This is a genomic window from Salinisphaera sp. (genome assembly GCF_035690525.1).
GTDB lineage: Bacteria > Pseudomonadota > Gammaproteobacteria > Nevskiales > Salinisphaeraceae > Salinisphaera.
Genome location: NZ_DASSKM010000036.1, coordinates 44,722 through 71,032, shown reverse-complemented (window position 1 = coordinate 71,032; position 26,311 = coordinate 44,722). Strand labels below are relative to the sequence as shown.

Annotated in this window: 21 protein-coding genes and 1 pseudogene; 6 read left to right on the top strand and 16 right to left on the bottom strand. The window is 64.4% G+C overall.

Annotation, left to right across the window (positions count from 1 at the left end):
• Positions 1–24: 24 nt before the first annotated feature.
• The 7 genes from lnt to VFJ08_RS02465 all read right to left on the bottom strand — a co-directional run bounded on the left by lnt (position 25) and on the right by VFJ08_RS02465 (position 7,638).
• Positions 25–1,569, bottom strand: a complete 1,545-nt coding sequence (lnt, locus tag VFJ08_RS02495) for an apolipoprotein N-acyltransferase (protein WP_324994816.1) — start codon at positions 1,567–1,569, stop codon at positions 25–27.
• Positions 1,570–1,853: 284 nt separating this feature from the next.
• The gene (locus VFJ08_RS02490) at positions 1,854–2,708 is read right to left on the bottom strand and encodes an HlyC/CorC family transporter (protein ID WP_324994814.1); all 855 of its coding nucleotides are present in this window, start codon (positions 2,706–2,708) and stop codon (positions 1,854–1,856) included.
• A 73-nt stretch (positions 2,709–2,781) separates the two neighbouring features.
• Positions 2,782–3,243, bottom strand: coding sequence for an rRNA maturation RNase YbeY (gene ybeY / locus VFJ08_RS02485; protein WP_324994812.1), 462 nt, complete (start codon positions 3,241–3,243; stop codon positions 2,782–2,784).
• Complete coding sequence (locus VFJ08_RS02480) at positions 3,240–4,199, bottom strand: PhoH family protein (RefSeq protein ID WP_349256938.1); 960 nt, start codon at positions 4,197–4,199, stop codon at positions 3,240–3,242. Before VFJ08_RS02480 ends, ybeY begins: the two co-directional genes overlap by 4 nt.
• A gap of 92 nt (positions 4,200–4,291) precedes the next feature.
• A complete protein-coding gene (gene miaB, locus VFJ08_RS02475; RefSeq protein WP_324994807.1) occupies positions 4,292–5,686 on the bottom strand; it encodes a tRNA (N6-isopentenyl adenosine(37)-C2)-methylthiotransferase MiaB in 1,395 nt (464 codons plus the stop codon).
• Between the two features lie 58 nt (positions 5,687–5,744).
• On the bottom strand, positions 5,745–5,939 hold the full coding sequence (locus VFJ08_RS02470) for a hypothetical protein (RefSeq protein WP_324994806.1): 195 nt from the start codon (positions 5,937–5,939) through the stop codon (positions 5,745–5,747).
• Between the two features lie 127 nt (positions 5,940–6,066).
• Entirely contained in the window at positions 6,067–7,638 is a 1,572-nt protein-coding gene (locus VFJ08_RS02465) for a glycosyltransferase family 39 protein (RefSeq protein WP_324994804.1), read from the bottom strand.
• 212 nt (positions 7,639–7,850) lie between these two features.
• Between VFJ08_RS02465 and VFJ08_RS02460 the strand changes: the two genes are divergently transcribed.
• A protein-coding gene (locus VFJ08_RS02460) for an IS5 family transposase (RefSeq protein WP_349256935.1) occupies positions 7,851–8,724 on the top strand; the annotation gives its coding sequence in 2 pieces (ribosomal slippage) (positions 7,851–8,270 and positions 8,272–8,724; 873 coding nt in all).
• A 234-nt stretch (positions 8,725–8,958) separates the two neighbouring features.
• On the opposite strand, the gene VFJ08_RS02455 is transcribed toward VFJ08_RS02460, so the two are convergent.
• Together VFJ08_RS02455 and VFJ08_RS02450 are read right to left on the bottom strand one after the other, a co-directional pair.
• Positions 8,959–10,314: a sensor histidine kinase gene (locus VFJ08_RS02455; protein ID WP_324994801.1), complete on the bottom strand. Its 1,356-nt coding sequence runs from the start codon at positions 10,312–10,314 to the stop codon at positions 8,959–8,961.
• Positions 10,311–10,988 carry a response regulator gene (locus VFJ08_RS02450; protein WP_324994799.1) on the bottom strand — a complete coding sequence of 226 codons (678 nt, stop codon included), beginning with the start codon at positions 10,986–10,988 and terminating at the stop codon, positions 10,311–10,313. Before VFJ08_RS02450 ends, VFJ08_RS02455 begins: the two co-directional genes overlap by 4 nt.
• Positions 10,989–11,115: 127 nt before the next feature.
• On the opposite strand from VFJ08_RS02450, the gene dsbD reads away from it, so the two are divergent.
• Genes dsbD through dsbG form a run of 3 tightly spaced genes read left to right on the top strand, consistent with a single transcriptional unit; the run spans position 11,116 to position 14,566 of the window.
• The gene (gene dsbD / locus VFJ08_RS02445) at positions 11,116–12,948 is read left to right on the top strand and encodes a protein-disulfide reductase DsbD (RefSeq protein WP_324994796.1); all 1,833 of its coding nucleotides are present in this window, start codon (positions 11,116–11,118) and stop codon (positions 12,946–12,948) included.
• The gene (locus VFJ08_RS02440) at positions 12,945–13,793 is read left to right on the top strand and encodes a TlpA disulfide reductase family protein (RefSeq protein ID WP_324994794.1); all 849 of its coding nucleotides are present in this window, start codon (positions 12,945–12,947) and stop codon (positions 13,791–13,793) included. Before dsbD ends, VFJ08_RS02440 begins: the two co-directional genes overlap by 4 nt.
• Positions 13,790–14,566 carry a thiol:disulfide interchange protein DsbG gene (gene dsbG, locus VFJ08_RS02435; RefSeq protein ID WP_324994792.1) on the top strand — a complete coding sequence of 259 codons (777 nt, stop codon included), beginning with the start codon at positions 13,790–13,792 and terminating at the stop codon, positions 14,564–14,566. Before VFJ08_RS02440 ends, dsbG begins: the two co-directional genes overlap by 4 nt.
• Positions 14,567–14,592: 26 nt before the next feature.
• Here dsbG and VFJ08_RS02430 read toward each other — a convergent pair.
• From VFJ08_RS02430 to VFJ08_RS02420, 3 genes and pseudogenes are all read right to left on the bottom strand, one after another.
• A pseudogene (locus VFJ08_RS02430) lies at positions 14,593–15,444 on the bottom strand (MBL fold metallo-hydrolase); the annotation flags it as partial.
• 87 nt (positions 15,445–15,531) lie between these two features.
• Positions 15,532–16,047 (bottom strand): single-stranded DNA-binding protein, encoded by a 516-nt coding sequence (gene ssb / locus VFJ08_RS02425; protein WP_324994789.1) that lies wholly within the window; start codon positions 16,045–16,047, stop codon positions 15,532–15,534.
• Between the two features lie 157 nt (positions 16,048–16,204).
• Complete coding sequence (locus tag VFJ08_RS02420; protein ID WP_324994787.1) at positions 16,205–17,575, bottom strand: MFS transporter; 1,371 nt, start codon at positions 17,573–17,575, stop codon at positions 16,205–16,207.
• 460 nt (positions 17,576–18,035) lie between these two features.
• On the opposite strand from VFJ08_RS02420, the gene uvrA reads away from it, so the two are divergent.
• A complete protein-coding gene (uvrA, locus tag VFJ08_RS02415; RefSeq protein ID WP_324994785.1) occupies positions 18,036–20,984 on the top strand; it encodes an excinuclease ABC subunit UvrA in 2,949 nt (982 codons plus the stop codon).
• 33 nt (positions 20,985–21,017) lie between these two features.
• Here the strand turns inward: uvrA and VFJ08_RS02410 are convergent, their stop codons facing one another.
• The 3 genes from VFJ08_RS02410 to rluD form a co-directional block, all read right to left on the bottom strand.
• Positions 21,018–22,961 carry a PKD domain-containing protein gene (locus VFJ08_RS02410; RefSeq protein WP_324994783.1) on the bottom strand — a complete coding sequence of 648 codons (1,944 nt, stop codon included), beginning with the start codon at positions 22,959–22,961 and terminating at the stop codon, positions 21,018–21,020.
• A gap of 84 nt (positions 22,962–23,045) precedes the next feature.
• Positions 23,046–23,789, bottom strand: a complete 744-nt coding sequence (pgeF, locus tag VFJ08_RS02405) for a peptidoglycan editing factor PgeF (protein ID WP_324994781.1) — start codon at positions 23,787–23,789, stop codon at positions 23,046–23,048.
• On the bottom strand, positions 23,786–24,760 hold the full coding sequence (rluD, locus tag VFJ08_RS02400) for a 23S rRNA pseudouridine(1911/1915/1917) synthase RluD (protein ID WP_414707034.1): 975 nt from the start codon (positions 24,758–24,760) through the stop codon (positions 23,786–23,788). Before rluD ends, pgeF begins: the two co-directional genes overlap by 4 nt.
• A gap of 145 nt (positions 24,761–24,905) precedes the next feature.
• Here rluD and VFJ08_RS02395 point away from each other — a divergent pair, with 145 nt between their 5' ends.
• Complete coding sequence (locus tag VFJ08_RS02395) at positions 24,906–25,820, top strand: outer membrane protein assembly factor BamD (protein WP_324994776.1); 915 nt, start codon at positions 24,906–24,908, stop codon at positions 25,818–25,820.
• Positions 25,821–25,827: 7 nt separating this feature from the next.
• Here the strand turns inward: VFJ08_RS02395 and VFJ08_RS02390 are convergent, their stop codons facing one another.
• Positions 25,828–26,274: a GFA family protein gene (locus VFJ08_RS02390; RefSeq protein ID WP_324994774.1), complete on the bottom strand. Its 447-nt coding sequence runs from the start codon at positions 26,272–26,274 to the stop codon at positions 25,828–25,830.
• Positions 26,275–26,311: the final 37 nt, after the last annotated feature.

The window sequence follows — 26,311 nt, the reverse complement described above, 5'->3', positions numbered from 1 at the left end:
CCCGGTGTTCGCTTTAATACCGGCTTATGGCTCGGCATTTCGGGTTTTGGGGCCGGCCCGGCGCCCATGCCCATAAACTCGCCATCGCAGCCCGGCGGCGCCGAGTAGCGCCAGCGCCACGATCGCCGCGCTCGCCCACCACAGCGGCGCGTCGCCATACGCCATATAGGGCGTGAGGCCGCGCCGCGGTACGACCGGTGCAACCAGGCGCGCAGCCTGGCCGGCCGCCGCCCGGTGATAGACCCGCCCGTTGAAGCCGATCACCGCGCTGGTGCCGGCATGGGCGGCGCGCACGAGCGGACGGCCCGATTCGAGTGCGCGCATGCGGGCGATCTCGAGGTGCTGGGCCGGCGCGGCGGTGCCGGCGAACCGGCCGTCGTTGGTGATGTTGATCAGGATGCCCGCGCCCGGCAGCGCGCGCCGTATAGCGCGCCCGAACATGTCCTCGAAGCCGATCGAGACGCCCAGCGCCACCCCGTGGCTACGAATCAGCGGCTGGCGGATCGCACCGGCGATCGTACGACCGATCGCGCCGCCGGGCCGCGCCGGGCTTTCGCCCAGCCAGCCCAAGCCCGACATGTATTCGCCAAACGGGATCAGGTGGCGCTTGTCGTAGCGCCCTTCGCCGAGGCCGAGCGCTATCACGCTGTCATATCGATGGCGCCCGTCGCCGGTCGGCCAGAACAGCTCGGCCAGTACGGTCTGCTTGCGTTTGGCGAGAGCGGCGTTCAACCGTCCGAGGTAGCGATCGACCCGGGCAGCCGGAGCCGGAATGGCCGCTTTGGGCCAGATCACGAGTTCGGCGTCGCTACGCAGCGTCATATCTCGATAGCGACGCAGCGTCTCGCCGATGGCCGAGCGCCGCTCGTCCGCTGGGGCGATATTGCCCTGGAGCACCGCCACGCGCAGGGTTTTGGGCAGCGGGCGCGTCCAGTGCGCGGTCGCCGGCACCAACCAGATCGCCACCGGCAGGATCGCCACCAGCGCCAGCGCGACCACGCGCGCGAACAGCGTGCCGGTGTATAGCAGCCACAGCGTGCCCGCCGCCATCACGAGCGCGATGCCAAGGCCGTGCACGCCGACCAACGGGGCCAGCCCGTTCAGGGGCGCGGCAACAGTCACATAGCCGACCGACAGCCACGGGAAACCAGAGAACAACCAACCCCGCAGCAATTCGGCCAAACACCAGACCGCCGGCACCACAACGATGGCCCAGAGCGTCAGCGCGAGCCGGCGGGTCGCGCCGGCCACAGCGCCCGCCAGCGCCGGATAACAGGCGAGATACCCCACCAGCGCGGCGGTGGCGAGCCCGGCCAGCGGCGCACCGACGCCGGCGTGCTCGTGCATGGCCGCGAACACCCAGTAAACGCCGGTGGCGAAATGGACCAGCCCGAAGACGAACCCGCGCCATGCCGCGCGCCCCGGCCCGACCGCGCGCCACAGCGCGATCATCCCCGCGAGCGCGAGGATCGTCAGCGGATACAGGTTCCACGGCGCAAAGCCGAGTGTCGCCAGCCCGCCGAGCACGGCGGGCAGCAGCAGATCGACTAGGGCCTGTTGCCGTTTCATACGACGCCGCGCCGACGGCTATTTTTTCGCAAGACAAGGCGCAGCGAGTGCAGTGTAGCCCAGCTACATAAGCGAGTTGCAACGCTGGATTGCGGAAAAATAGCCGCCGGCCCTCTGGGTTGCGGCCCAAAATCGCGCCATCCGGCGTTGCAGGGCTTGACCGCAGAATGACTGCGGCCGGCGCCCTGCGTCTTGGCTGACACGATTTTGGGTCGCAACGCGGGGCCGTATGAAACGGCAGCAGACCCTAAGACGCGACGAAGCATGCCCGGCCGGCGCCTCGGCTACTCGGGCGCCTCGGGCAACACCGTCATCTGGAACAGATGGATCCGACGCGAGTCGGCGCGCTGCACGTTGAATTGAAAACGATCGATGGTCGTGGTTTCGCCGCGCCCCGGCATATGACCGAACTCGTGCATGACCAGCCCGCCGAGGGTATCGAACTCGTCGTCGGAGAAATCGGTGCCGAAATAGCGATTGAATTCGTCGATCGGCGTCAGCGCCCGCATCTGATACCGGTTCTTCTCCTGGCGCAGGATGTTGGCGCCCTCGGCCTGGTCGTATTCGTCGTCGATTTCGCCGACGATCTGCTCCAGCGCGTCCTCGATGGTCACCAGCCCTGCGACGCCGCCGTATTCGTCCACGACCACCGCCATGTGGTTGCGCGAGGCCTTGAACTCCTTGAGCAACACGTTGACGCGCTTGGCTTCCGGCACGTAGACGGCCGGCCGCAGCACGGTGGTGAGATCGAAGGCGCTCTCGCCGCCGTCGATCTCGGTCAGGCTGAGCATGTCCTTGGCCAGCAGAATGCCCACGACCTCGTCGCGCGATTCGCCGATCACGGGAAAGCGCGAATGGCCGGATTCGGTAGCCACCGACAGAATCTCCCCGGCATTGGCACCGGAATCGATGACCACCATCTGGGATCTGGATACCATGATGTCGCGCACCTGGAGCTCGGAAACCTTGAGCACGCCCTGCATCATCCACAGGGCGTCGACATCGAGCAACGCGTTCTCCTGGGCCTCGCGCAGCACCTCGATCAGCTCGTCGCGATCGCGTGGCGGACCCGCCAGACTCATTCCGATCTGGCGCAGCCAGCCCCGACTAGACTGGTCGCTGTCGTCCTCGTCGCTCATGGTTCACGCGGCCCGAGCCGCCTCCTCGATTCGTGCTTGTGTTGTCGCCGGCCCGCAGCCGCCGGTCGCGGCTTTATGCCGCGTACGGGTCGTCCTGGCCCAGCCGCGCCATGACGCGGCGCTCGGCCGCTTCCATGATCTCGGCTTCATCGTCGCCGATATGGTCGAAGCCCAGCAAGTGGAAGCCCCCGTGAACGACCATATGCAGCAGATGCGCATCCACGGTCTTGCCCTGCTCGGCGGCTTGGCTGGCGACCACCGGTATACAGATCACCAGGTCGCCGAGTGCGAAAAAACCCGGCAGGCGCGCGCCGGCCGAAAACGATAGCACGTTGGTCGCATACGGCTTGTTGCGGAACCGGCCGTTGAGGTCGGCGGACTCCGCCTCATCGACCAACCGGACATCCACGCTAATCTCGTCATCCCGGCGCTCGACGCCCGCTTCGTCCAGCACCGCCGCGAGCGCGTCGGTAAGCTGCCGCCGGTCGCAGTCCGCGGCCACGCCGGGCGCGACCACCAGTGTGAGATCGATCACCTCCGGCCGGCCTCGCCTTCGTTTTCGGAATCCTGCTCGTAGATGGCCACGATGCGCTGGACCAGCGGATGGCGCACCACGTCGCGCCCGGCGAACCGGGTCACGCTGATGCCGTCGACGCCGGACAGCAGCTTGACCGCGTGCGACAGACCCGACTGCTTGGACGGCGGCAGGTCGATCTGCGTTATATCGCCGGTGACCACCGCGGTCGAGCCGAAGCCGATGCGGGTAAGAAACATCTTCATCTGCGCGACGGTGGTGTTCTGGGCCTCGTCGAGGATGATGAAGGCCTCGTTGAGCGTACGTCCGCGCATATAGGCCAACGGCGCCACCTCGATCACCTGACGCTCGATCAGGCGGCCGACCCGGTCGAAACCGAGCATCTCGTAGAGCGCGTCGTAGAGCGGTCGCAGGTACGGGTCGATCTTCTGCGCCAGATCGCCCGGCAGAAAACCGAGGTTCTCGCCGGCCTCAACCGCCGGGCGCACCAGCATCAGCCGCCGCACGCGCTCGGATTCCAGCGCGTCGACCGCCGCCGCGACGGCCAGATAGGTCTTGCCGGTGCCGGCCGGGCCGATGCCGAAATTCAGATCGTTGTCGGCCATGCGCGCCAGATAGCGGCGCTGATTCGGGCCGCGCCCGCGCACGAGCCCGGTGCGCGTCTTGATCACCACGTCGCGGGGCGATTTGTCGTCGCCACCCGGCTCGCGCGCCGCGGCGTCCTTGCGCTCCTGTTCCGCGGTACGCGCGACGACGTGCACCCGATCGGTGGCGATCGGCCCGCCCGCGGTCGCGGCGTAAAGCTCGTTGAGGGTGTCGATCGCGGCCTCGGCGGCGGCGTCCGGCCCATCGACCTGAAACAGATGGCCGCGGTTGTGCACGGCCACGTCCAGGGTCTTTTCGATCAGACGCAGATGCTCGTCCTGCGGTCCACACAACTGCGCGAGCCGCTCCATATCGGGCGGCTCGAGCTGCAGCGTCTTTCTTAGGGTAGTGTCGGCCAAATTGCCTCGGCGTAGTGGGTTCGTGCTTCGCGCGACCAGGTGTTTCAGCCGATCGCCGCCAGATTCGGGGCTTCGTCGACCCTCGGTGCTGCCGTCTTTATGCGGCCACGCAGCGAATTATCCAAGGCCTCGCTGATTTCGATTTCGACGAAATGCCCGACCATGCGGGGATGGCCCTCGAAATTCACCCAGCGGTTGGAATCGGTACGCCCGGCCATCTGGGACCCGCCGCGCTTGGATTCGCGCTCGACCAGCACGCGCTGGGTGGTGCCGACCATGGCGGCCATGTAGGCGCGGTTGAAGCCGGCGATGCGCGACTGCAGCCGCGCCAGACGGGCTTTCTTGACTTCGCGCGGCTCGTCGTCGGCCATGTCGGCCGCCGGCGTGCCGGGGCGCTTGCTGTAGACGAAGGAAAACGCCGCGTCGAAGCCGATCTCCTCGACCAAATCCATGGTCGCCTCGAATTCGGCCTCGCCCTCGCCCGGGTGGCCGACGATGATATCGGTCGACAGGCTGATGTCGGGCCGGACTTCGCGCAGCCGCGCGATGCGCTCCTTGAAGTGCGCCACCGTGTAGCCGCGATTCATCGCTTCGAGCACCGCGTTCGAGCCCGATTGCACCGGCAAATGCAGAGTGTTGGCGAGCTTCGGCACTCGGGCATAGGCTTCGATCAGCGCATCCGAAAATTCCAGCGGATGGCTGGTGGTATAGCGAATGCGCTCGATGCCCTCGACCTCGGCCACCAGCTCAACCAGCATCGCCAGATCGCAGATCGAGCCGTCCTCCATCGGCCCGCGATAACCGTTGACGTTCTGGCCCAGCAGCGTGATCTCCTTCACGCCCTGCGCCGCCAGCTCGGCGATTTCCAGAATCACGTCGTCGAACGGCCGGCTGATCTCCTCGCCCCGGGTATACGGCACCACACAAAAGCTGCAGTACTTCGAGCAGCCTTCCATGATCGAGACGAACGCGGTCGCGCCCTCGGCCTTCGCGGCCGGCATATGGTCGAACTTGTCGATTTCGGGAAAAGCGATGTCGACGATGCCCGCGCCGTTGTCGGCCACGTCGTCCAGCATGGCCGGCAGCCGGTGCAGCGTCTGCGGGCCGAACACCAGGTCCACGAACGGCGCGCGCTCGCGAATGGCATGGCCTTCCTGGGAAGCTACGCAGCCGCCCACGCCGATCACCAGATTCGGATTGGCGTCCTTCAACGGTTTCCACCGGCCGAGCTGCGAGAACACTTTCTCTTGCGCCTTTTCCCGGATCGAGCAGGTGTTGAGCAGGATGATATCGGCCTCGTCAGGCGCGGCCACGCGCGTCGCGCCGCGGTTCTTGGCCAGCACGTCGACCATCTTGGCCGAGTCGTACTCGTTCATCTGGCAGCCCCAGGTGGCCACGAACACCTTCGGCGCGTTGCTGTTTTCCACCGTTTCCGACATCGCGATCGAACCGTTGGTTAGGGCCTGCTGCCCTAGAATCGAAGAATGACCGATTAGTCTAACCCATTCGGCCGCTCGCGCCGTAGCGGCGCCGGTCGGCACGCTTGCTTTCTGCCGCGCGATACGGCACGTAAAGCCACGTCACGCGCTTGACGACATAGCCCGGCATCGACAGCTTCACACGGGCCAGCAGCAGATACAGCACGAAACCGCTCAGCTCGAAAGCCTCTATGCGGTTGCCGTTTTCCGCCACGAACCAGGCTCACTTGCCGGCCGCGTCCGGCCGGTCAACGGATGGGCGTCCTGATTCAACGGGCGAACCGATGATCGGTTCCATCCGCGGCGAGGATACCACTTCCGATCGATGGCGGCGCCGTCTGCTAGCGTTCGGCCGCGTAAACGTCTTGTTTTACAACCAGAAAAGCGTCTTTATCTACTTTCTTTATTTTAACCTCGGCCCTAAGCTTTTCTAAAAAAGCTTCCCTATCGCAAGAAGAATTTTTATATGCATCGTTGAGAACAACTACGTCTCCGGCAGTCAGAGCCGAAGCCCATTTCTCCATTTCTTCTTTCAAGTCACAACGCCAGTCAAGGAAGACCATTTGCCGCTCATCTAAATAAGGAAGTTCCCGAAGAGCCACACCGCGAGCTAAATTGTCTATAACGATATGGTGTGCGGACTTGAACGCTTTATATTTATCAAAAGAAACTGAACTATTTTTAGCCAAGGAATAATTGTTTACAGCCAAAAAGGCTGATAAGCACATAATTAGCAGGGGTATCCGGACACTCACATTTCTAAGAGCTATAGCGGTAACGATTGCTATAGTCGGAGCCAGCGGCGCCAAGTAGCGAGATGCCATGGCGTGTTCCGAAACAAATTGAAACACATAAAGAACAAGAACTGGCGCTACCGAAAAAATGAGAACATAATGCATATATCTCGCGAAACGCTTGGATATACCATCAACATCATCAACTTCCGCTTGTTGCGCCGACTTCTTTCGATTGATTAAAAAGAGAAAAGAAAAAATTAAAAAAGCAAGCAATACTGCAGCCGAACTAGGCCACCATGGATGCCAGCCAAAATAATAAGAGAAAATGTCTATAGAATGATCTAAGCGAGAAGAAATACTAGCGAGAGAAAATGGCTCTTTCTGATGCTGCTGCCTTCCGAACTGCTCCAGAATACCCGGCATCAATAAGAAAAATACGGCTACGCCTGTAAACATCGAGCTTGCAAGCAAACTCATTTTTATAATACAAGTTCGCAGCGTAACAAAAGCCGCCAGGAAAACGGCCGTAATAACAAGAATAAAATAATAGTGTGTAAGTAAACCAAGTATGCAAGCTGCGAATACGGCCGCAAACCACCATATAGCCTGGCTTTTATATGTAGTAATCGATTTATAAGCCGCGACAATCAGGATGATTGAAAGCAGCATAAAAAGGGCATATTGGCGTGATATATTCGTTATATCGAAGCAAACAGGCGATATACAAAGTATTGCAACCGCCAGCAATGAAGTTATGCGGTCTTCAGTATTCTGCTTGACAAAAATATAAATAACGCCGAGTGTCAGCGCCAGACAAATAAAGTTAATGAGAGGCGCGCAAATAATGCTAAAACCAAATAGCCACACCGCGATATGTACAAGCCAAAAATACAGAGGTGGATGTATGTCGGTTTTAACCAAACCTTCTTTTATTTCCCCGAAATTAAAGAAATTATCATTATAAAAAAACTTTTTAATTTTAATCACAGGCATCCAATGGCCGGCGACATTTGAAATATTTTTAGAATAATCAATTTGTTTTCCACTAGCGGCGAGATAAGTTATAGCGCCGTCGTGCGACAAACCGGTTTTTTTAATAGAAATATAGAATTGCGCCGCTAATCCCGTAATAATTAAAAATACAAGAAAAATGGGTAATAAATATGTTTTCTTCATTATAATTATTCACCCTTAATTTTTTTAATTAAAATCGGATGACGCTGACGACAATCGTTGCGCACGACATATTTTTTCTTACCTAAACGTGTCGAGCGTAGCTTCGTGATGGAGCGAGTTGCAAAGGCGGGGTGTGGAAACTCGAACTTATTTAGAACTTATCCTTAAATAAATTATACTAGCCACAAGATTCACAAAGTGTCGAGGCAACCATGAGCAAGTCCCGGGTGGAATCCTGGGAAGTGTCGGATGCTTTCTGGGAACGTGTTGCGCCGCTTATTCCGGCGCGTGAACCGCGCCAAAACCAGTCGCAAAGCGCCTATCAGCGGCGGCCGGGTGGCGGCCGCAAAGCCAAGGACCCGCGTGTGGTGTTCGAGGCGATCGTATATGTACTGCGCACGGGCTGCCAATGGAAAGCCCTGCCGTTTGAGCGATTCGGCAGCGCGAGCGCCATTCATAAGCGATTTCTGGAATGGGAACGCCGCGGGTTTTTTACCGCGCTTTGGCAAGCGGGTTTGGCCGAATACGACGATATGGAGGGGATTGCCTGGCGATGGCAAAGCGTGGACGGCGCGATGATGAAAGCCCCCATGGCGCAAGAATCGGTCGGACCCAATCCCACCGATCGGGGAAAAAAATGGGAGCAAGCGCCATCTGTTGGTGGACGCGCGTGGGGTCCCGTTGTCACTCATCGTGACCGGCGCAAATCGGCATGATGTCTCGCAACTGGACCCCGTGCTGGACGCGATTCAAGTCCACCGCCCCAATCCACCTCGGCGACGCCACAAACACCTGTGCGCCGATGCCGGTTATATCGGCGCCGCCGCTCGGCAAACGATCCAGGCCCACGGCTATATCCCGCACGTTCAAGGCCGGGCCCAAGAGGCCATCGATCTGCAAAAGCATCCGCACAAACGCGCACGCCGGTGGATCGTTGAAGTCGCCCACAGTTGGTTCAATCGCTTCCGAAAGCTGCTGGTCCGTTACGAGAAGCTTGAACGCAGCTTTGTCGCACTCAACCACTTGGCCGCCGCCATCATGGCCTTTCGCAAGGTGAAACTGAAAGTGAATATTATTTACGGATAGGTTCTTAGACTGCTTCGTCGCCCGCAAGTCAAGAAAAAGCTCGGGACAGCGGGTTTTGGAGGACGGTTATTCCGCCAGCGCGGTCGATAAACAAAGCTGAACCGTTTCCGGCTGTACGGCGGCCATAGTGTATTTCTTGGGCGACCCCGCCGGGCGTGGCTCTCGCGCGCTGGCATGCCAACGGCATCGGCTATGTGCTGACCGGCAATCTACCCTCCTCATCCCTACGCAAGTTCACATTTCCCGCGACGCCGCGACCCGCTCATCGTTATCGGCCGCCGGCAGATAAAGTCGGGCGAATAGCCCGCCGCCCTCGCGCGCCGCCAACACCAGCCGGCCGCCGAAGCGCTCGGCGACCGCGGCCACGATGGCCAGCCCCAGGCCGCTGCCGTCGTGCTCCGCGCTGCGGCGGCTAAACCGCGGAATCAGCGTCTCCGGGTCCGCATCCGCCGGCCAATCGCCGCGATCCCGCACGATGAATACCACGCCGCGCCGCTCGCGCTCTATCGCAAGCTCGATCGATGCTCCGGGCGGGCTGTGCCGGATCGCGTTCTCCAGCAGATTCCGGATCGCGCCCGCCGCCAGAGCCAGCGGCGCGGCAATCCAGGTATCCGGCATCGTCAGCGGCGTACACACGCGACCGGCTTCGGCCAGATTGGCCAGATTGGCCAGATCGGCCAACGCGGCCGCCGCGGTATCGCGCACTCGGGCCGACTCGCCGCCTGCGGCGCCGGTCTCTTCGATGCGCGTGAGCAAAAGCAATTGCTCCAAAGTGTGGTGCAGCCGCGCGATGCCGGCCTCGGCATCGGCCAGCGCGGCCTTCGCGCGCCGGCCCTCAAGACGCGAGGCCAACTGTACATGCGTCTTGATCGCGGTGAGCGGCGTGCGCAGTTCGTGTGCGGCATTGCTGGTGAAGCGCTGTTCTCTTGCCAACGCATCGTCGGTACGCGCCAGCAAACGGTTGAGCGTGGCGATCGCCGGGCGCAGCTCGGCCGGCGCGTCGGCGACGACGATCGGCGTCAGCGTGGCCGGATCGCGGCTGGCCAGTTCGGCGCGCAAACGCTCGAGCGGCGCCAGTCCCCGACGGATGCTCCACCATACGACGACCAGACTGCCGATCAGGGCAAGAACGAACGGCAGCGCGGCCGCCAGCACGATCCCCAACTGCAGTCGCCGCCGCTCATCGAGCCGATCGGCGACGGTGATCATCAATCCGTGGGCCACATCGGTATACAGGCGCCAGCGCTGGCCGTTGCGCTCGATCTCGGAAAAACCGGGCGGCGCCTGGCCGAGTTGCGTGCCCAGATCGCCGCGCGTGCGCAGCAATACCTTGCCGCGCATCGAACGAATCTGGCAGGCCACGTTGGGCGTCGGGGGCGACGCCAGCGCGGGCCCGATCGCCTGGCGCCAGGCGCTGCGCGGCACGTTGCCCAGCAGGCCGGCGACCATGCGCGCCGAAGACACCAGGCGCTGATCGAGCGTGTCGCGCACACTCCGCTGCAGATCGATCAGCAACCAGCCGGCCGCCGCCAGCCACAGGACGCACAAGGACGCGCCGAGCGTGAGCAGCAGCCGCCGGCGCAGGCTCATCGGGGCGTGTCCGTACGCTCCGGCCCGAGCCGATAGCCCACGCCGCGCACGGTTTCCACAACGTCGCGGCCGAGCTTGCGGCGCAGGTTGTGGATGTGTACCGACAGGGCGTTGCCCTCGATCTCAGCGTCGAATCCGTACAGGCTGTCCTTGAGCTGGTCGTTCGTGACCACGCTCGCGCCGGCGTAGAGCAGGCGTTCCAGCAGCGCGGTCTCGCGCCGCGTGAGGTCGATCGCTACGCCGTCGCGCCATACCTCCCGGCCGGCCGGATCGAACGCGATCGTGCCGTGGGTGAGCACCGGCGCGGCAAAGCCGGCAGCCCGGCGCAGCAGTGCCTTGACCCGGGCCAGCAGTTCGTCCAGGTCGAAGGGCTTAAGCAGATAATCGTCGCCGCCGGCGGACAGACCGGTCACTCGGTCGACCACCGCGTCACGCGCGGTCAACAGCAGCACGGGCACGCGCCGCCCGGCCGCGCGCCAGTCGCGCAGCAGCGCCAGGCCGTCGCCGTCGGGCAGGCCGATGTCGAGCACCACGAGATCCGTGGTCAGCGCCGCCATCGCCGCCTCGGCCTCGGCGACCGTGGCGACCCGATCCACCGCAAAGGCTTCGACTTCGAGGGCCGACTGAATGCCGGAGCCGACCAGCGCATCATCTTCGACCAGTAGCACATGCATCGTCTGCCACACTCCTTGAACGCACGACGCTTGTATCCGGGATCAACCCGGGCCGGCGGCCGAGCTAATCTTCACTTAATCGCGGCCGCGCAGAATAGCGGCCTCATTCTCCACGATCCGGGCCGCGATGAGCCGACCTTTCCTGCCGCAACCGCTGCTCGCGCTGTTGCTTTGCGTGCTGGTCATTCAGATCCTTCCGGCCCAGGCGTCGAACCAGTTTCTGCCGCCGGATCAGGCATTTTCGCATCATCAGACGCGCGACGCCGATGGCCGGGTCCAACTGCACTGGACGGTCGCGCCCGGCTACTACCTGTATCGCTCGCGGATGCAGATCGAGGGCGCCGACGCCCCGGTCGCGCACGTCGACAAGCCCACCGGCGAACTGATCCACGACCCCTACTTCGGCGATGAACGCATCTACGACCACGACGTGACCGTCACCGTCGAACCCGGCGAGGCGCAGCGGCTGAAACTGACCTGGCAGGGTTGCGCGAAAGCCGGTCTGTGCTATCCGCCCCAGCACGCCACGGTCGACGTGTCAGACGGAACGGACGCGGCGCCGCCCGCGATCGAATCGCCGCCACAAGCGAATATCGAACAAGCCTCCGCCTCGGCCGGCGACGATCAAGCGCTGGCGATGCGGCTGGCCGACGGCGCGAGCGCCTGGACGCTGCTGGCTTTCTTCGGCATGGGGCTGTTGCTGTCGTTCACGCCCTGCGTGCTGCCGATGGTGCCGATCCTGTCGGGCGTGATCGTGGGCGCCGGAGCGCGTGGCCTACGCGGTACGGCGCTCTCGCTGGTCTTCGTGCTGCCGATGGCGATCACTTATGCGGTGCTGGGCGTGGCGGCGGCGCTGGCCGGCGCGAATTTGCAGGCGATCCTGCAGACGCCGGCCGTGCTTGGCGCGTTCGCGGCCGTATTCGTGGCGCTCGCGCTGGCGATGTTCGGCGTCTTCGAGTTGCAGTTGCCCGGCCCGCTGCGCGAACGGCTCAACCGGGCCAGCGCCAACCGGCGCGGCGGCCACGCAGCCGGCGCCGCGGCGCTGGGGGTGATCTCGGCGGTGCTGGTCGGGCCGTGTATGACGGCCCCGCTGGCCGGCGCCCTGCTCTATATCGCCGACAGCGGCGATGTCGTGCTCGGCGGTCTGGCGCTGCTGTTCCTGGGGCTAGGCATGGGCGTACCGCTGATTGTCGTGGGCGCGCTCGGCGCCTGGGTGCTGCCCCGGCCCGGGCCGTGGATGAACGCGGTCAAGGCCGTGTTCGGCTTCGTGCTGCTGGCCACCGCGCTTTGGCTGATCGGACGCGTGACGCCGACGCCGATCATGCTGGGATTATGGGGCGCGCTGCTGATCGCGGCCGGCGTTGCGCTGGGCGCGGCGATACGGCGCACCGGCGCGCCCGCCGGCACGGTTACGGTGGCCGGAGCCACCGCGGCTGTCCTGCTCGGCCTCTGGGGCGGCTTGATGGTCATCGGTGCGGCCGGCGGCGCCCGGGATCCGGTGCATCCGCTGGCGTTCCTGCGCGGTGGCTCCGCAGCCGGGACGCAAGCCGATGCCGCCGCCCCGTTCAACGATCGTTTTCAGACCGTTCGCAGCCTGGACGGCCTGCAAACGGCATTGGATACGGCCGAACAGGACGGCCAGTGGGCGGTCGTGGATTTCTATGCCGACTGGTGCGTGTCCTGTCAGGTGATCGATCGCACGGTGTTCGGCAACGCGCGGGTCCGGAAAGCGCTGGCCGACGCCCGCCTGATTCGGCCGGACGTGACCGACGACAACGCCGATACCCGCCGTCTGATGCAGAGCCTGGGCGTCTTCGGCCCGCCCAGTATTCTGTTCATCGGGCCGGACGGCCGGGAACGACGCGGTGCGCGCGTGGTCGGCGAACTGAGCGCCGGCGAGTTTCTCGATCACTGGCGCCGCGCCCACGATCAGACCGGCCCGGCGGCGGCTTCATCATGAATACAGTCCATCTCGGCCCGTTCGTCTTGCCGGGCGACTCGGTTCTGATGCTCGCGGCGCTGATTATCGCCCTCATCGTCGGCCGGATCAGTGCGCGCGGCCGAGATGTTCCCATCGTCGATACGCTGTTATGGCTGGCTTTTACCAGCGTTGTGGCCGCACGGCTCGTGTTCGTGCTGCGCTATTGGGTCGCCTACGCCGCCGATCCGGTATCCATCATCGATATTCGCGACGGTGGCTTCGATGCGATCGGCGGTCTGCTCGGCATGGCCGCCTATGCCAGCGCCGTCGTCTCGCGCCGCCCACGGATGCGGCGCCCGCTCGGCCTGGCGATTCTGGCCGGCGTGCTCGTCTGGGGCGCGGCCGGGGGCGCGTTGAAGCTCATGAATCCGGCGCGTCTGACGCGGCCCGACGCCACCCTGCAGGCACTCGACGGGCGGACCACCACGCTGGACGCGCTCGCCCGGGCCTGGCCCGGCGCGCCGATGGTGGTCAATCTCTGGGCGAGCTGGTGCCCGCCGTGCCGTGCCGAAATGCCGATGTTGACCGCGGCACAGCGCGAACATCCGGAGGTGATCTTCGTATTTGCCAATCAGGGCGAATCGCCGGCGACGATCCGGCATTTCCTGCGCACCGAATCGCTGACGCCCGAGCATGTGCTGGTCGATCCCGGCCGGCGGATCGCGCGGGCCGTCAACGCCCAGGCATTCCCGACGACGCTGTTCTTCAACGCCCAGGGGCGCCTGGCGGCGCGTCACCTCGGAATGCTGTCCCGAGCCACGCTCGCCCGCGCGCTCGATCGCCTGTCATCCGATACCGTAGCCGAGGAATCCAAGATCCAATGAAAGTACTGTTACCTGCCCTTCTGGCCTGCCTGGTCGCCGTTTCGTTCACGACCGCGGGTGCCGCCGACAAAAACGACACGCCCGCGCCCATCAAGGCACTGAAAAAACAAGGCCTGACTCTGCACGGCACGTTCGCCGCCCCCGCGGGCATGACCGGCTATGCCGCGAGCTATCGGGGGCATCCGATCGCGATCTATCTGCTGCCGGGCGGCCGGAAAGCGCTCGTCGGCTCGCTCATCGATGGCCAGGGCCGGGATCTGAGCGCCGAGCCGTTGCAGCGGCTGGTCGTCGGCCCGAGCCGTCAGAAAGCCTGGGCGAAGCTGAAAAAGGCGACCTGGGTCGCGGACGGTTCCGACCAGGCCGAGCGCGTGATCTATATGTTCACGGACCCCAACTGCCCCTACTGCCACCGGTTCTGGCAGGCCGCACGGCCCTGGGTGAAAGCCGGCAAGATCCAGATCCGGCATGTGCTGGTGGGCCTGCTCAAACCCAGCAGCCTGCCCAAGGCCGCGGCGATTCTCGCGGCGGACGATCCAAGCGCGGCCCTGGATCGATCCGAGCGCCACTATGACGATGGCGGCATTACGCCGCTGAACGATCCGCCGGCCGGTCTTGCAAAGAAAATCAAACAGAACACCGATCTGATGAAATCACTCGGGCTGTTCGCCACGCCGACGCTGTTCTATCGCGACGCCGACGGCGACATCGCGATCAAACAAGGCCTGCCTCGAGGCGACGCACTGACCGACGTCATGGGCTCGCCGCGTCCGTAATGGGCGCGAATCAGCCTACTGGTGGCTCAGAATTGATTCACGGGAATCTTGAGATAACAACGCCCATTGTCCTCGGCCGGCGGCAGACGCCCGCCGCGAACGTTGACCTGGAGCGCTGCCAGCATCAGCGTCGGCAGCGGCAGTTCGGCGTCCCGCAATTCGCGCAAGACCACGTAGGCGTCTTCGTCGACGTTCTGCAGATGTGGATTGTGCGCGCGCTGCTGAGCGACCGTCGATTCCCACTGCGGCCCGCGTCCGCGGGGCTGATAGTCGTGGCCGGTGAACAGGCGGGTGTCGTCGGGCAAATCGAGGATTTGCTGGATCGAACGATACAGCGTGCGCGCGTCGCCGCCGGGAAAATCGGCGCGGGCGGTACCGGAATCCGGCTGCAACAGCGTGTCGTGCACAAAGGCCGCATCGCCGATCACGTAGGTGATCGAGGCCAGCGTATGGCCCGGCGAGAACATTACTCGCGCGTCGATATCGCCGATCTTGAACGTATCGCCTTCCGCGAACAGTCGATCCCATTGCTGGCCGTCGGCGACAAAGTCCTCGCCAAAATTGTAGATATCTTTCCAGAGCTTCTGGGCTTCGACGACCTTCTCGCCGATGGCCCGCGGCGCGCCGCACCGCTCGGCGACAATCACCGCGGCCGAAAAATGATCGGCGTGCGGATGGGTATCCAGAATCCAGTCCACCGCGAGGCCGCGAGCGCGCACGAAGTCAAGTATTTCATCGGCCCAGCCAGTCCGTGTGCGCCCGGCGTTTTCATCGTAATCCCAGACCGGATCAATGATCGCGCAGCGCCCGGTCCCGTTGTCGATCACCACATATTGAATGCTGCCGGTCTTTTCATCGAAAAAACCGACCACTTCGGGATATTTGCAAGACATTTGGAGCACTTTCTCCAAGAATACCTAGCGAGCTTTCCGCCACGGAATCGATGGCTTTGACTCCGACAGGCTCTAGAACGGAATATCGTCGTCCAGATCGTCGTCGAAACCGGGATCGCCGCTGGCCGGCTGCGGCTGCTGGTACTGCGGCTGGCCACCACCACGCTGCCCGCCACCCTGGTTCTGTCCACCGCCCTGGCTGCGTTGGCCGCCGCCACCGAACGGCGCGCTCGAGCCCTGGCCGCCACCACGCGAATCCAGCATCTGCATTTCGTTGGCCACGATCTCGGTAGTGTAGCGGTCCTGGCCGTCCTGGCCCTGCCACTTGCGGGTCTGGATACGGCCCTCGACGTACACCTTGGAACCCTTGCGCAGATATTCGCCGGCGACCTCGGCCAGCCGCGCGAAGAACACCACGCGGTGCCACTCGGTGCGTTCCTGCATCTCGCCCGAGTTCTTGTCGCGCCAGCTTTCGGAGGTCGCGACGTTGACGTTGGTCACGGCCGTGCCGCCCGCGGTATAGCGCGTTTCCGGGTCGGCTCCCAGGTTGCCGACGATGATGGCCTTGTTGACGCCTCGACTTGCCATGGCAGGACTCCGTGTGCAGTGATTGCTTTGAGGGATGCCGAATCGCATCGATTCTACACGGCACGGCCCGATCGCGATGTCCGGGCGCGTTATGCCGTGATGCGGCTGCCCCGCTTTCCCGATCGTGCGCTTCGGCTGCGCGGAGCGGAGCCGAAGCCTAGGCGCTCGCGACGGCCCGCGCGGCGAACGGGTCGAAGACTTCCGTGCCGACGACTTTGCCATCGTACTTGATGTAGGCCACGCCGTCGTCGGGCACGACCACGGCCTCGAATACGCCTTCGATCGCCTCGATTTCGCCCGCCAGCCGGCGCGCTTCGGCGTCGTCGATGCGGCCGACGTTGACCATATGCGTCCGCGCGAAGCGCGGTTTCGGCATGCTGGCGGCCACCAACAGCCAGATGAGCGCGGCCACGGCGCAGAACGCAAACACACCGGAGTATCCGCCCACGCTGAATGTCCAGCCGCCGACGGCGCCGCCGACGAAGATGCCGAAGAACTGGGCGCTCGAGTAGACACCCAGCGCCGTGCCCTTGGCGTCGGCCGGCGCGACCTTGGAGATCAGCGACGGCAGCATCGCCTCCATGACGTTGAAGGCGGTGAAGAACACGACCATCATCACCACCAGTTCGACGATGCTGCCGTGATAGAAGGTGAGAACGATCTGGCTGACCAGCAGCGCCGCGATCGAACCCACGAACACCGGCTTCATCCGGCGCTTGGCCTCGGCGACGATGATCGCCGGCATCATGGCCGCCACCGATACCGCCAGCACCGGCAGATAGACCACCCATTGATAGTCCTCGTGCACACCGCCGACGCTGTGGAGCAGCTTCGGCAACACGATGAAGCTCGCGGTGAGGATCGTATGCAGGGTGAAGATCGCGAAATCCAGCCGCAGCAGTTCGCCGTCGCTCAAGACGCGCTTGAACAGCGCCGGCACCGCTTCGGCGTCCCGGTGCGACCGGGCCGCCTTCGGCTCGGGCGTGGCGCCGTAGAGCACGAACAGGCCGAGCAGCGACAACAGCGCGGTGAACCAGAAGATGCCCGGCACGCCGACCCAGCCGCTGATCAACGGCCCGATCACCATCGCGACCGCGAACGCCAGCCCGATGCTGATGCCGATCATGGCCATGGCCTTAGTTCGGGTGTCCTCGCGCGTCAGATCGGCGTTCAGGGCCAGAATGGTCGAGCCGACCGCGCCGGAGCCCTGCAGAATCCGGCCGAGAATGACCCCGTAGATGGAGGTCGACAATGCGGCCACCACGCTGCCGACGGCCAGAATCACCAGGCCGCCGGCGATAATGTGCTTGCGGCCGAACCGGTCGGAGGCAAAACCCAGCGGAATCTGCAGCAATGCCTGCGTCAGCCCGTAGGCGCCCAGCGCCAGTCCGATCAGAACCGGCGTCGAACCCGTGAGCTGCTGCTGCGAATAAAAGGTGAACACCGGATAGATCATGAACAGGCCGAGCATCCGCAGGGAAAAAATGCTCGCCAGCGCGATGGCCGCGCGTTTTTCTAACTGGTCCATACGTCGCCCGTGGTTTCGGCAGTTCGGCCGTGGCGCGTCGTGCCCAACGCGTCCGGCGACAAGGCGCGCAAGATTAGCACAGAGCCTTCCGTTACATCCGGGAATCCGGCGATTACGACGCGGTTGCCGCGCTGGGTATACTCAGCGGTTGACCCTTTCCGATGCAGCCTCCAAGGAACCTCTGAATGAATCCTCGCGGATCGCGTTTGAGACCCAAAAGCCGTCGGTACAAGGCGCGTGGCGCAGCGTCCGGGTCATTCCCGGATCAAGCCACGCAACGCCGTAGCGGCGGCTTTTGGACCAAACTTTTCTCGCCGCGCGAGAAAAGCCGGGGCTTTGCGCGCGTCTGGACGGCGTCAGCGCTCGCTACCGTGCAACAAGCACGCCACGCTCGCGCTTTCTTGCCAGTCGCGCGCAAAGCACGCCGGCGCGACCGTGACGATTCAATCAGAGGTTCCTAATGGAAAGCCATATCCGCATCCGCGGCGCGCGCACGCACAATCTCGCCAACATCGATGTCGATCTGCCCCGCGATCGACTGATCGTGATTACCGGTCTGTCCGGTTCGGGCAAGTCGTCCCTGGCCTTCGACACCATCTACGCGGAAGGCCAGCGCCGCTACGTCGAATCGCTGTCGGCCTACGCGCGCCAGTTCCTGTCGATGATGGAAAAACCGGACTTGGACGCCATCGAGGGGTTGTCGCCGGCGATTTCGATCGAACAGAAATCGACCTCGCACAATCCGCGCTCGACCGTGGGCACCGTCACCGAGATCCACGACTATCTGCGTCTGTTGTTCGCGCGCGCCGGCACGCCCTATTGCCCGCACCACGGCGAACCGCTGGCCGCGCAGAGCGTATCGGAGATGGTCGATCAGACGCTCACGAAAGAAGCCGAATCGGCCTGGATGCTGCTCGCGCCCGTAATCCGCTCGCGCAAGGGCGAGCACCGCGAGATCTTCGAGCAGATGCGCGGCGCGGGCTTCGTGCGCATGCGCGTGGACGGGGCGATCATCGAACTCGACGAGGGCGTGCCCGAACTCGACCCGAAGAAAAAGCACGACCTGGAAGTCGTGGTCGACCGCTTCAAGGTACGCGACGGCATCGGCCAACGGCTGGCCGAATCGTTCGAGACCGCGCTCAGGCTGTCCGAGGGCATCGCCTGGATCCTGCCCTGGCGTGGTGAAGCCGAGCCGGAAGTGTTTTCCTCCCAGTTCGCCTGCCCGATCTGCGGTTATTCCATCAACGACATGGAACCGCGGATGTTCTCGTTCAACTCGCCGCACGGCGCCTGCCCGACCTGCGACGGGCTGGGCTCGCAGAGCGTGTTCGACGTCGACCGCGTGATCACCGACGACACCTTGAGCCTGGCCGGCGGCGCGGTGCGCGGCTGGGATCGGCGCAACCCCTATTTCTTCGGCCTGATCGAAGCGCTGGCCGAGACCTACGGCTTCGATGTCGATCAACCCTGGCGCGAGCTGCCCGAAAAAGCCCGCAAGGTGATCCTGAACGGCTCCGGGTCCAAAAAGATCGAATTCCGCTATATCAATGCCCGCGGCCGCACCCGCGTGCGCAAACACGCCTTCGAAGGCGTGCTCGACAACATGTCCCGCCGCTACGCCGAAACCGATTCGATGGCGGTCCGCGAGGAACTGGCCAAGTATCTTTCGGACAAGGCCTGTCCGACTTGTAACGGGGCGCGTCTGAACGAGGCCGCGCGGCATGTTCGCGTGGCCGACCAGACCTTACCGGCGATCAACGCGGCGAGTATCTCCGAGGCCTACGAGATTACCGAGAATCTGACCATCCCCGGCCATCGCGCGGAGATCGCCGCGCCGATTTTCAAGGAGATCAACCAGCGGCTGAAATTCCTGCTCGATGTCGGGCTTAATTACCTCACGCTGTCGCGCTCCGCCGAGACGCTGTCCGGCGGCGAAGCCCAGCGCATTCGTCTCGCCAGCCAGATCGGCGCCGGCCTGGTCGGTGTGATGTATGTGCTCGACGAACCGTCGATCGGCCTGCATCAGCGCGACAATCGGCGCCTGCTCAATACCTTGGAGCGTCTGCGCGATCTCGGCAACACGGTGATCGTGGTCGAGCACGACGAGGACGCCATCTGGGAAGCCGATTACGTGGTCGACATGGGCCCCGGCGCCGGCGATCACGGCGGCCGGCTCATCGCCCAGGGCACCGCGGCCGAGATCGCCGCGCATGCCGACTCGCTCACCGGCCAGTATCTGTCGTCCAGGCTGACGATCCCGATCCCGGAAGAGCGGATCGCCTACGACAACAGCCGCGAGATTCATATCCGGGGCGCGCGCGGCAACAATTTGAAGCGCGTCGACGCCGCGTTCTCCATGGGGCTTCTGACTTGTGTCACCGGCGTGTCCGGTTCCGGCAAATCCACGCTGATCAACGAAACGCTGTTTCCGGCGGCGGCCCGTCAGGTCAACCGCGCGGTGGCGCGCGCCGCGCCGGTCACGGCGATCGACGGCCTCGACCATCTGGACAAGGTGATCGATATCAATCAAGCGCCGATCGGGCGCACGCCCCGATCCAATCCGGCGACCTACACCGGCCTGTTCGGCACCATCCGCGAGCTGTTCGCCAACACGCCGGAGGCCCGCGCCCGCGGCTACAAGCCGGGCCGGTTCTCGTTCAACGTCAAGGGCGGGCGCTGCGAAACCTGCCAGGGCGACGGCGTGATCAAAGTGGAAATGCACTTCCTGCCGGATATTTATGTCACCTGCGAGACCTGCCACGGCGCGCGCTACAACCGGGAAACACTGGAGGTTCGCTACAAGGGCCAAACCATCGCCGACGTACTCGATATGCGGGTCGAGGCCGCGCTGGAGTTCTTCTCGCCGGTGCCGAGCTTGAAACGCAAGCTGGAAACGCTGATGGACGTCGGCCTGTCCTACGTCAAGCTCGGCCAGAACGCGACCACGTTGTCCGGCGGCGAAGCCCAGCGCATCAAGCTCGCGCGCGAACTGTCCAAGCGCGATACCGGGCGCACGCTATATCTGCTGGACGAGCCGACCACCGGCCTGCATTTCCACGACATCAAGCATCTGCTAACCGTGCTGCTGCGCCTCAGATCCGCCGGCAACGCGGTGGTGGTGATCGAGCACAACCTCGATGTGATCAAAACCGCGGACTGGATCATCGACCTCGGCCCCGAAGGCGGCGCCGGCGGCGGCGAAATCATCGCCACCGGCACACCGGAAGACGTGGCCGGAATCGAGGCCTCGCACACCGGGCGCTTCCTCAAACCGATGCTGGGCGAAACGCGGCCGGGCATCGGCCACAACACCGCCGGCGATAAACGGGATCTGGCGTTGCCGCCGAAAAAAGAGAAGAAAGCCAAGAAATCCGCCGGCCTACGCAAGAAAAACGCCACCGCGAGCTGACGCCGCCGGCTGAGGCGCCGGCGGCGGCTTAGGTCAATCGATGGTCACGTCGTAGGCGAGCCGATACCGCTTGCCGCCCGGGTTGACGGTGAACCGCAACTCGACCTGATACTTCCCTGGCGCATCCGGCACCGAACGCAGCCCCGCCGCGAAGTCGCGGTGATCGCCATTATCGATCACGTCGCCTGACGACAAACCGTCGAGGTACAGTTCGAGCGTCTGGCCGTCGGGGGTGGTGGCCAGCATGGTCTGGACGTTGGCAATGGTGAAATCGCTCCCCAGCGCCTCGACCCGAAAATGGTCCAGCAACACATTCTTGCCGCCGATCGGTACCTGGATCGAAGCCGTTCCCCCGTTGCCGTCGACGCGCCGATAACTATCGTTCTGACGCACATACAGCGCAAGCGTTGGGGTGGCTGTGATCACCACCAGATCGGGCTCGCTGTCGGTCCGGCCGTCGTTGACGGTCAGCGTCATGGCATAGAAGCCCACGACATCCGCGGTAAAGTCCGGCGTGGCGGTATCGGCGTCGGTCAGCGTCGCCGCGCTGCCGGCCGGGCGCGAGACCAGCGTCCAGTGATAGGCGAGCGTATCGTTGTCGGCATCCGAGCTGGCGCCGCCGTCGAGCGTGACCCGGCTGCCCACGGCCACGTTGCGATCGCCGCCGGCCTCGGCCACGGGCGCGCTGTTGGCCGAGGCCGCGCTCACCACGACGGTGTCGGCCGTGCTGTCGATCCGGCCGTCGTCGACCACCAGTTGGAGCACGTACTGCCCCGCCACATCCGGCGTGAACGCGGGCGTCGCGGTGGCGCCGCCGGTCAGCGCGGTCCCGCTGCCATCAGGGATCGATACGAAACGCCAGCGATAGTTCAGCTCGTCGCCGTCGGGATCGCTACTCGCGCTGCCGTCCAGCTCGACGACCAGGCCGGTCTTCACGTTCCGATCGGCTCCGGCATCGGCCGTGGGCCGCACATTGGGCTTAGACGCGGTCACGATCACGGTGTCCGGCCGGCTTTCGGTCTGGCCGTTGGCGACCGTGAGCGAGACCACATAGGTCCCCGCCGCATCCGGCCGAAACACCGCCTGCGCCGTATCGGTGCCGGTGATCGCGGCGGCGCTGGCCCCAGGCTTGGATACGAAATGCCAGTGGTAGGAAATGAGCCGATCCTCCGGATCGCGGCTGCCCGTGCCGTCGAGCCGGACGAGCGAATCGACGCGCACCGATTGATCCGGTCCGGCGTCGGCCACCGGCCGGGCTTCGCCACCGGCCGCGGCCACTACCGTGATCGTGTCGCGCTCGCTGGTCGCCTTACCGTCGGCCACGCGCAAGCCCACGACATAGGTGCCGGCCTTGTCGGCCTTGAACGACGGCGACACGGTCTTTGCGCCGGCGAGCTTGGCGCTGCTGCCGTCCGGTCGCGACACGAATTGCCACGCATAGCTCAGCGTATCGCCGTCCGGATCATGGCTGTTCGCCCCGCTGAGCTTGACGCCCGCGCCGACGCCCACACTCTGGTCGGCCCCGGCGTCCGCCGTCGGCACCGCGTTGGTACCCGGCGCCGTGGCGGTGACGGTGACGCGATCGGTTTGGTCGTCGCAGTCGTTCTTGCCGTCGATCACCAGTTGCACGACGTAGCGGCCAGCCTGATCGGCGGTGAATTGCGGCGCCGCGCTGGTCGCGCTGGTCAGTTGGGCGCCGCTGCCGTTGGGCCGCGAGACGAACGACCATTGGTAGCTGTCCGGCCGATCGCCGCCGGCGCCGCGGCTGGCTGTGCCGTCGAGCTGCACCACGGTATTCGTCTTGACGTTTTGGTTGGCGCCGGCCTCATCGACGAACCCCGAGGGCGTGGTACAGGGGGTGGGCTCGCTGGCCTTGTCGTTGCTGTTGTCGTCGTCATCGCCCCCGCCGCCGCAGGCGGCCAGCGCGACGGTCAGACACAGGCATGCCGCGAGGCACGGGATTCGATTCAATGACATGGGTTTTCCCCCCAATCATGCCGCTCCGGGCGTCGGCGGTTATTGTTGTTCGCTTCGCCGTTCCGGTGTCGATCCCACCCGGTCTCAGCGAGCCGACCAGATCAGGGTTGCCATCCGCCCGGTCGACCCGTCGCGACGATACGAGTAGAAGCGCGCCCTGTCTGTCACTGTACAATACCCGCCGCCGTGCACGTTGGCTACGCCCGCGGCCTGTAGACGCCGGCGCGCCAGGGCGTAGATATCGGCATGATATTTACCCGTTTTTTCGGCCGGCGCAAATAAATGCGTGCAATCGGGATCGGCCGCCGCAAACGCATCCAGCACATCGCGCCCGACCTCGAAGCGGTCCGCGCCGATCGCCGGCCCCATCCACGCCATCAGATCGACCGGACCGGCGGGCAGGGCCGCGACGGTGGCTTCGAGCACACCGGCCGCCAGTCCGCGCCAGCCGGCATGTACCGCGCCCCAGCAGCCCCCCCGCCTGTCGCACAGGACCACCGGCAGGCAATCGGCGGTGAGCACGGCGGCCACGCGATCGGGCCGGCCGGCGATCGCCGCGTCCGCCGGGCCGGCATGACCGGCATCGAGATCGGCCACTGTTTTACCGTGGACCTGGGTCAGCCAGACCGGCTCGGCGGGAAGATCGAGCGCGCTGCACAACCGCGCCCGGTTTTGTGCCACCGCTGCGCTGTCGTCGCCGGTATGCGCGCCGAGATTGAGCGCATCGTACGGGGGCTCGCTCACGCCGCCCGTGCGCCGCGTGGTCCCGGCCCGGATATGCGCCGGCGCCGGCCAGTCGGCGGCTAGAAAGTCGCGCGCCGGGTTCATCCGTCGTGCTCGGCCGCATCCGTGGCCAGCGCATCGAGCAAACGCTCGAAATCGGCCGGTCGCGGCGCGCTCCACTGCATGGCCTCGCCGGTGGTCGGATGGGTAAGCCCCAGCGTGGCCGCGTGCAGCGCCTGGCGCTTGAAACCGCGCAACGCGTCAGCGAACGCCGTCCCGGAATCCCTGGGTATGCTCAGCCGGCGGCCGTAGACCGGGTCCCCGAGCAGCGGGTAGCGCGCATAGGCCAGATGCACCCGAATCTGATGGGTGCGCCCGGTCTCGAGCCGGCAACGGATATGGGTATGCGCGCGATAGCGCTTGATGACGCGGTAATGGGTGATCGCCTCGCGCCCCCCCTCGCGCACCGCCATTTTCTTGCGATCGACGGGATGGCGGTCGATCGGCGCGTCGACATGGCCGCCGGCGGTCATCACGCCGATCGCCACGGCCTCGTATTCGCGCTTGACCGTGCGCGCGGCGAGAGCGGCGATCAGTTGCTTGTGGGCGGCGAACGTCCGGGCCACCACGAGGATGCCGGAGGTGTCCTTGTCCAGCCGGTGCACGATGCCGGCGCGCGGCAACGCGGCCAGTGCGGCGTCGTATGCGATTAACGCATTGGCCAGCGTGCCGTCGGGGTTGCCGGCGCCGGGATGCATGACCAGTCCGGCGGGCTTGTTGAGCACGAGGATGGCATCGTCCTCGTGGATGACATCGAGCGCGATCGCCTCCGGTTCGACTTCGGCGTCGTGCGGCGCCGCCGGCACGATCAGGCGCACGGCCTCGCCGCCGGCCACGGCGGTCCTGGGCGCGGGCGTTGCGCCGTCGACGGTCAGATCGCCGGCGGTCAGCCATTGCTTGAGCCGCGACCGGGAATAGTCCGGCAACAGTTCGGCCAGGGTCTTGTCCAGCCGCTTACCGGTATGGCTCGCGGGGATGACGAGTTCGATGCGCGCGTCGGAGGATTCGTCGCTCATGGTGTCGTGGCCCGCGTCGCGCTCAAGCCGACCGCGGCGCTGTTGCGCCGCCATGATTCGTATGACTCGTTCGCCGGTTCATAGGTATACTTCGGCCTTGTTTTGCATATCAAAAACGCGCGGCATCACGCGCTTTGGGGCTCGCATGCGAAAAATCGTTCTCGCGCTGGGCGTGATCGCCATCTTGGTAATGGCCGGTTGCGCCTCCGACAAGGGGATCAGCGAAACCGGCTACAGCAATAAACCGCTGACCGACCGGCAGGGCCACAAGCTCGAGTCGGCCGACGCCAAGCGGCTCTACGAGTCGGCGCGCGATTTTCTCATGCACGGCCAGCCCTCCCGGGCGCTGCCATTATATGCCGAGGTCAGCGCGCGGTTCCCATTTTCCGAGTACGCGCCGCAGTCGGAATTGGAAACCGTGGCCGCGCATTACGAGGCCGGCGATTACGACCAGGCGATCGACGCCGCCGATCGCTTTATCAAGCAGCATCCGCGCAACCCGCACGTCGACTATGTCTATTATATGCGCGGGCTGTCGAATTATGCCCGCAACAACCCGGGCCTGCTGGGCTCGAACCCGGACAAGCGCAATGTCGACTACCTCAAGCAGGCGTTCAACGATTTCAGCCTGCTGGTCGAAAACTACCCGAACAGCGATTACGCCAAAGACGCCCAGCTGCACATGATCGACATCCGCAACCGGGTGGCGGCGTTCGATTTGCGCATCGCGGAGTATTACTACAAGCGCCGCGCCTATGTGGCCTCGGCGCGCCGGGCCGAATCCATCGTCAAGCACTATCAAGGCTCGGATTCCGTGCCGCGCGCACTCGAAATCATGGAGCAGTCCTACGCCAAGCTGAACCTGCCCGATCTGGCCGAGGACACGCGCGCCATCCTGCAGGTCTCGTATCCGAACTATCTGCTGCACCGCGACGAGTTCTACCGGCAACAAGCCGGCGAGGCTCCGAACTATACGCTGCCCGATCTGGGCGCCCCGCCCGCCGCCGGCAAACCGGCCAGCGACCCGGCCAGCGACGACGACTCGTCGGACAACGGCTAGTTCCCGACTACTTCCCGGGCGTTTCCGGGTAAACGCCTCCGGTATCGGCGGCATGTTTGGGCAGATCGTCCGCAATATCGAGCACGCGCTGGTTGTAGAAGAAATGTTCACTCGGCGCCACGCCCGCCGGCAGCCGCCCGCGGCCCGCTTCGCGGAAGCGTTCGTTGGGAATCACGATATAACCGCGCCGATTGCGTCCGTGTACGAGCCGTCCGCAGTGCGAGCAGTGATAGCGCCACATGCGCCGGCCGGCCAGCCGGTGGCCGATTAGCGTGGCCTCGTCGGACACGGTGCGTTTGATCGCCTCGTTCGGCCACGCGCTGGCCGACAGCACTTCCACACCGTAGAGCTTGCGACAGCTCTCGCAATGGCAGAACGCGCTGACGATCGGTTCGCCCCGGGCGACCAGCCGGACCGCGCCGCAGTCGCAGGATAATTCGTAAACAGTCGCCAAAACGGACTCCGGATCCGGGTCGAGCTTCGACACTTAA

Bases quoted from the DNA above. Each gene is read 5' to 3' on its own strand.
- lnt (WP_324994816.1), bottom strand. From the start codon at position 1,569: ATGAAACGGCAACAGGCCCTAGTCGATCTGCTGCTGCCCGCCGTGCTC.
- VFJ08_RS02490 (WP_324994814.1), bottom strand. From the start codon at position 2,708: ATGAGCGACGAGGACGACAGCGACCAGTCTAGTCGGGGCTGGCTGCGC.
- VFJ08_RS02480 (WP_349256938.1), bottom strand. From the start codon at position 4,199: ATGGAGCGGCTCGCGCAGTTGTGTGGACCGCAGGACGAGCATCTGCGT.
- miaB (WP_324994807.1), bottom strand. From the start codon at position 5,686: ATGTCGGAAACGGTGGAAAACAGCAACGCGCCGAAGGTGTTCGTGGCC.
- VFJ08_RS02465 (WP_324994804.1), bottom strand. From the start codon at position 7,638: ATGAAGAAAACATATTTATTACCCATTTTTCTTGTATTTTTAATTATT.
- VFJ08_RS02455 (WP_324994801.1), bottom strand. From the start codon at position 10,314: ATGAGCCTGCGCCGGCGGCTGCTGCTCACGCTCGGCGCGTCCTTGTGC.
- VFJ08_RS02450 (WP_324994799.1), bottom strand. From the start codon at position 10,988: ATGCATGTGCTACTGGTCGAAGATGATGCGCTGGTCGGCTCCGGCATT.
- dsbD (WP_324994796.1), top strand. From the start codon at position 11,116: ATGAGCCGACCTTTCCTGCCGCAACCGCTGCTCGCGCTGTTGCTTTGC.
- VFJ08_RS02440 (WP_324994794.1), top strand. From the start codon at position 12,945: ATGAATACAGTCCATCTCGGCCCGTTCGTCTTGCCGGGCGACTCGGTT.
- dsbG (WP_324994792.1), top strand. From the start codon at position 13,790: ATGAAAGTACTGTTACCTGCCCTTCTGGCCTGCCTGGTCGCCGTTTCG.
- ssb (WP_324994789.1), bottom strand. From the start codon at position 16,047: ATGGCAAGTCGAGGCGTCAACAAGGCCATCATCGTCGGCAACCTGGGA.
- VFJ08_RS02420 (WP_324994787.1), bottom strand. From the start codon at position 17,575: ATGGACCAGTTAGAAAAACGCGCGGCCATCGCGCTGGCGAGCATTTTT.
- uvrA (WP_324994785.1), top strand. From the start codon at position 18,036: ATGGAAAGCCATATCCGCATCCGCGGCGCGCGCACGCACAATCTCGCC.
- VFJ08_RS02410 (WP_324994783.1), bottom strand. From the start codon at position 22,961: ATGTCATTGAATCGAATCCCGTGCCTCGCGGCATGCCTGTGTCTGACC.
- pgeF (WP_324994781.1), bottom strand. From the start codon at position 23,789: ATGAACCCGGCGCGCGACTTTCTAGCCGCCGACTGGCCGGCGCCGGCG.
- rluD (WP_414707034.1), bottom strand. From the start codon at position 24,760: ATGAGCGACGAATCCTCCGACGCGCGCATCGAACTCGTCATCCCCGCG.
- VFJ08_RS02395 (WP_324994776.1), top strand. From the start codon at position 24,906: ATGCGAAAAATCGTTCTCGCGCTGGGCGTGATCGCCATCTTGGTAATG.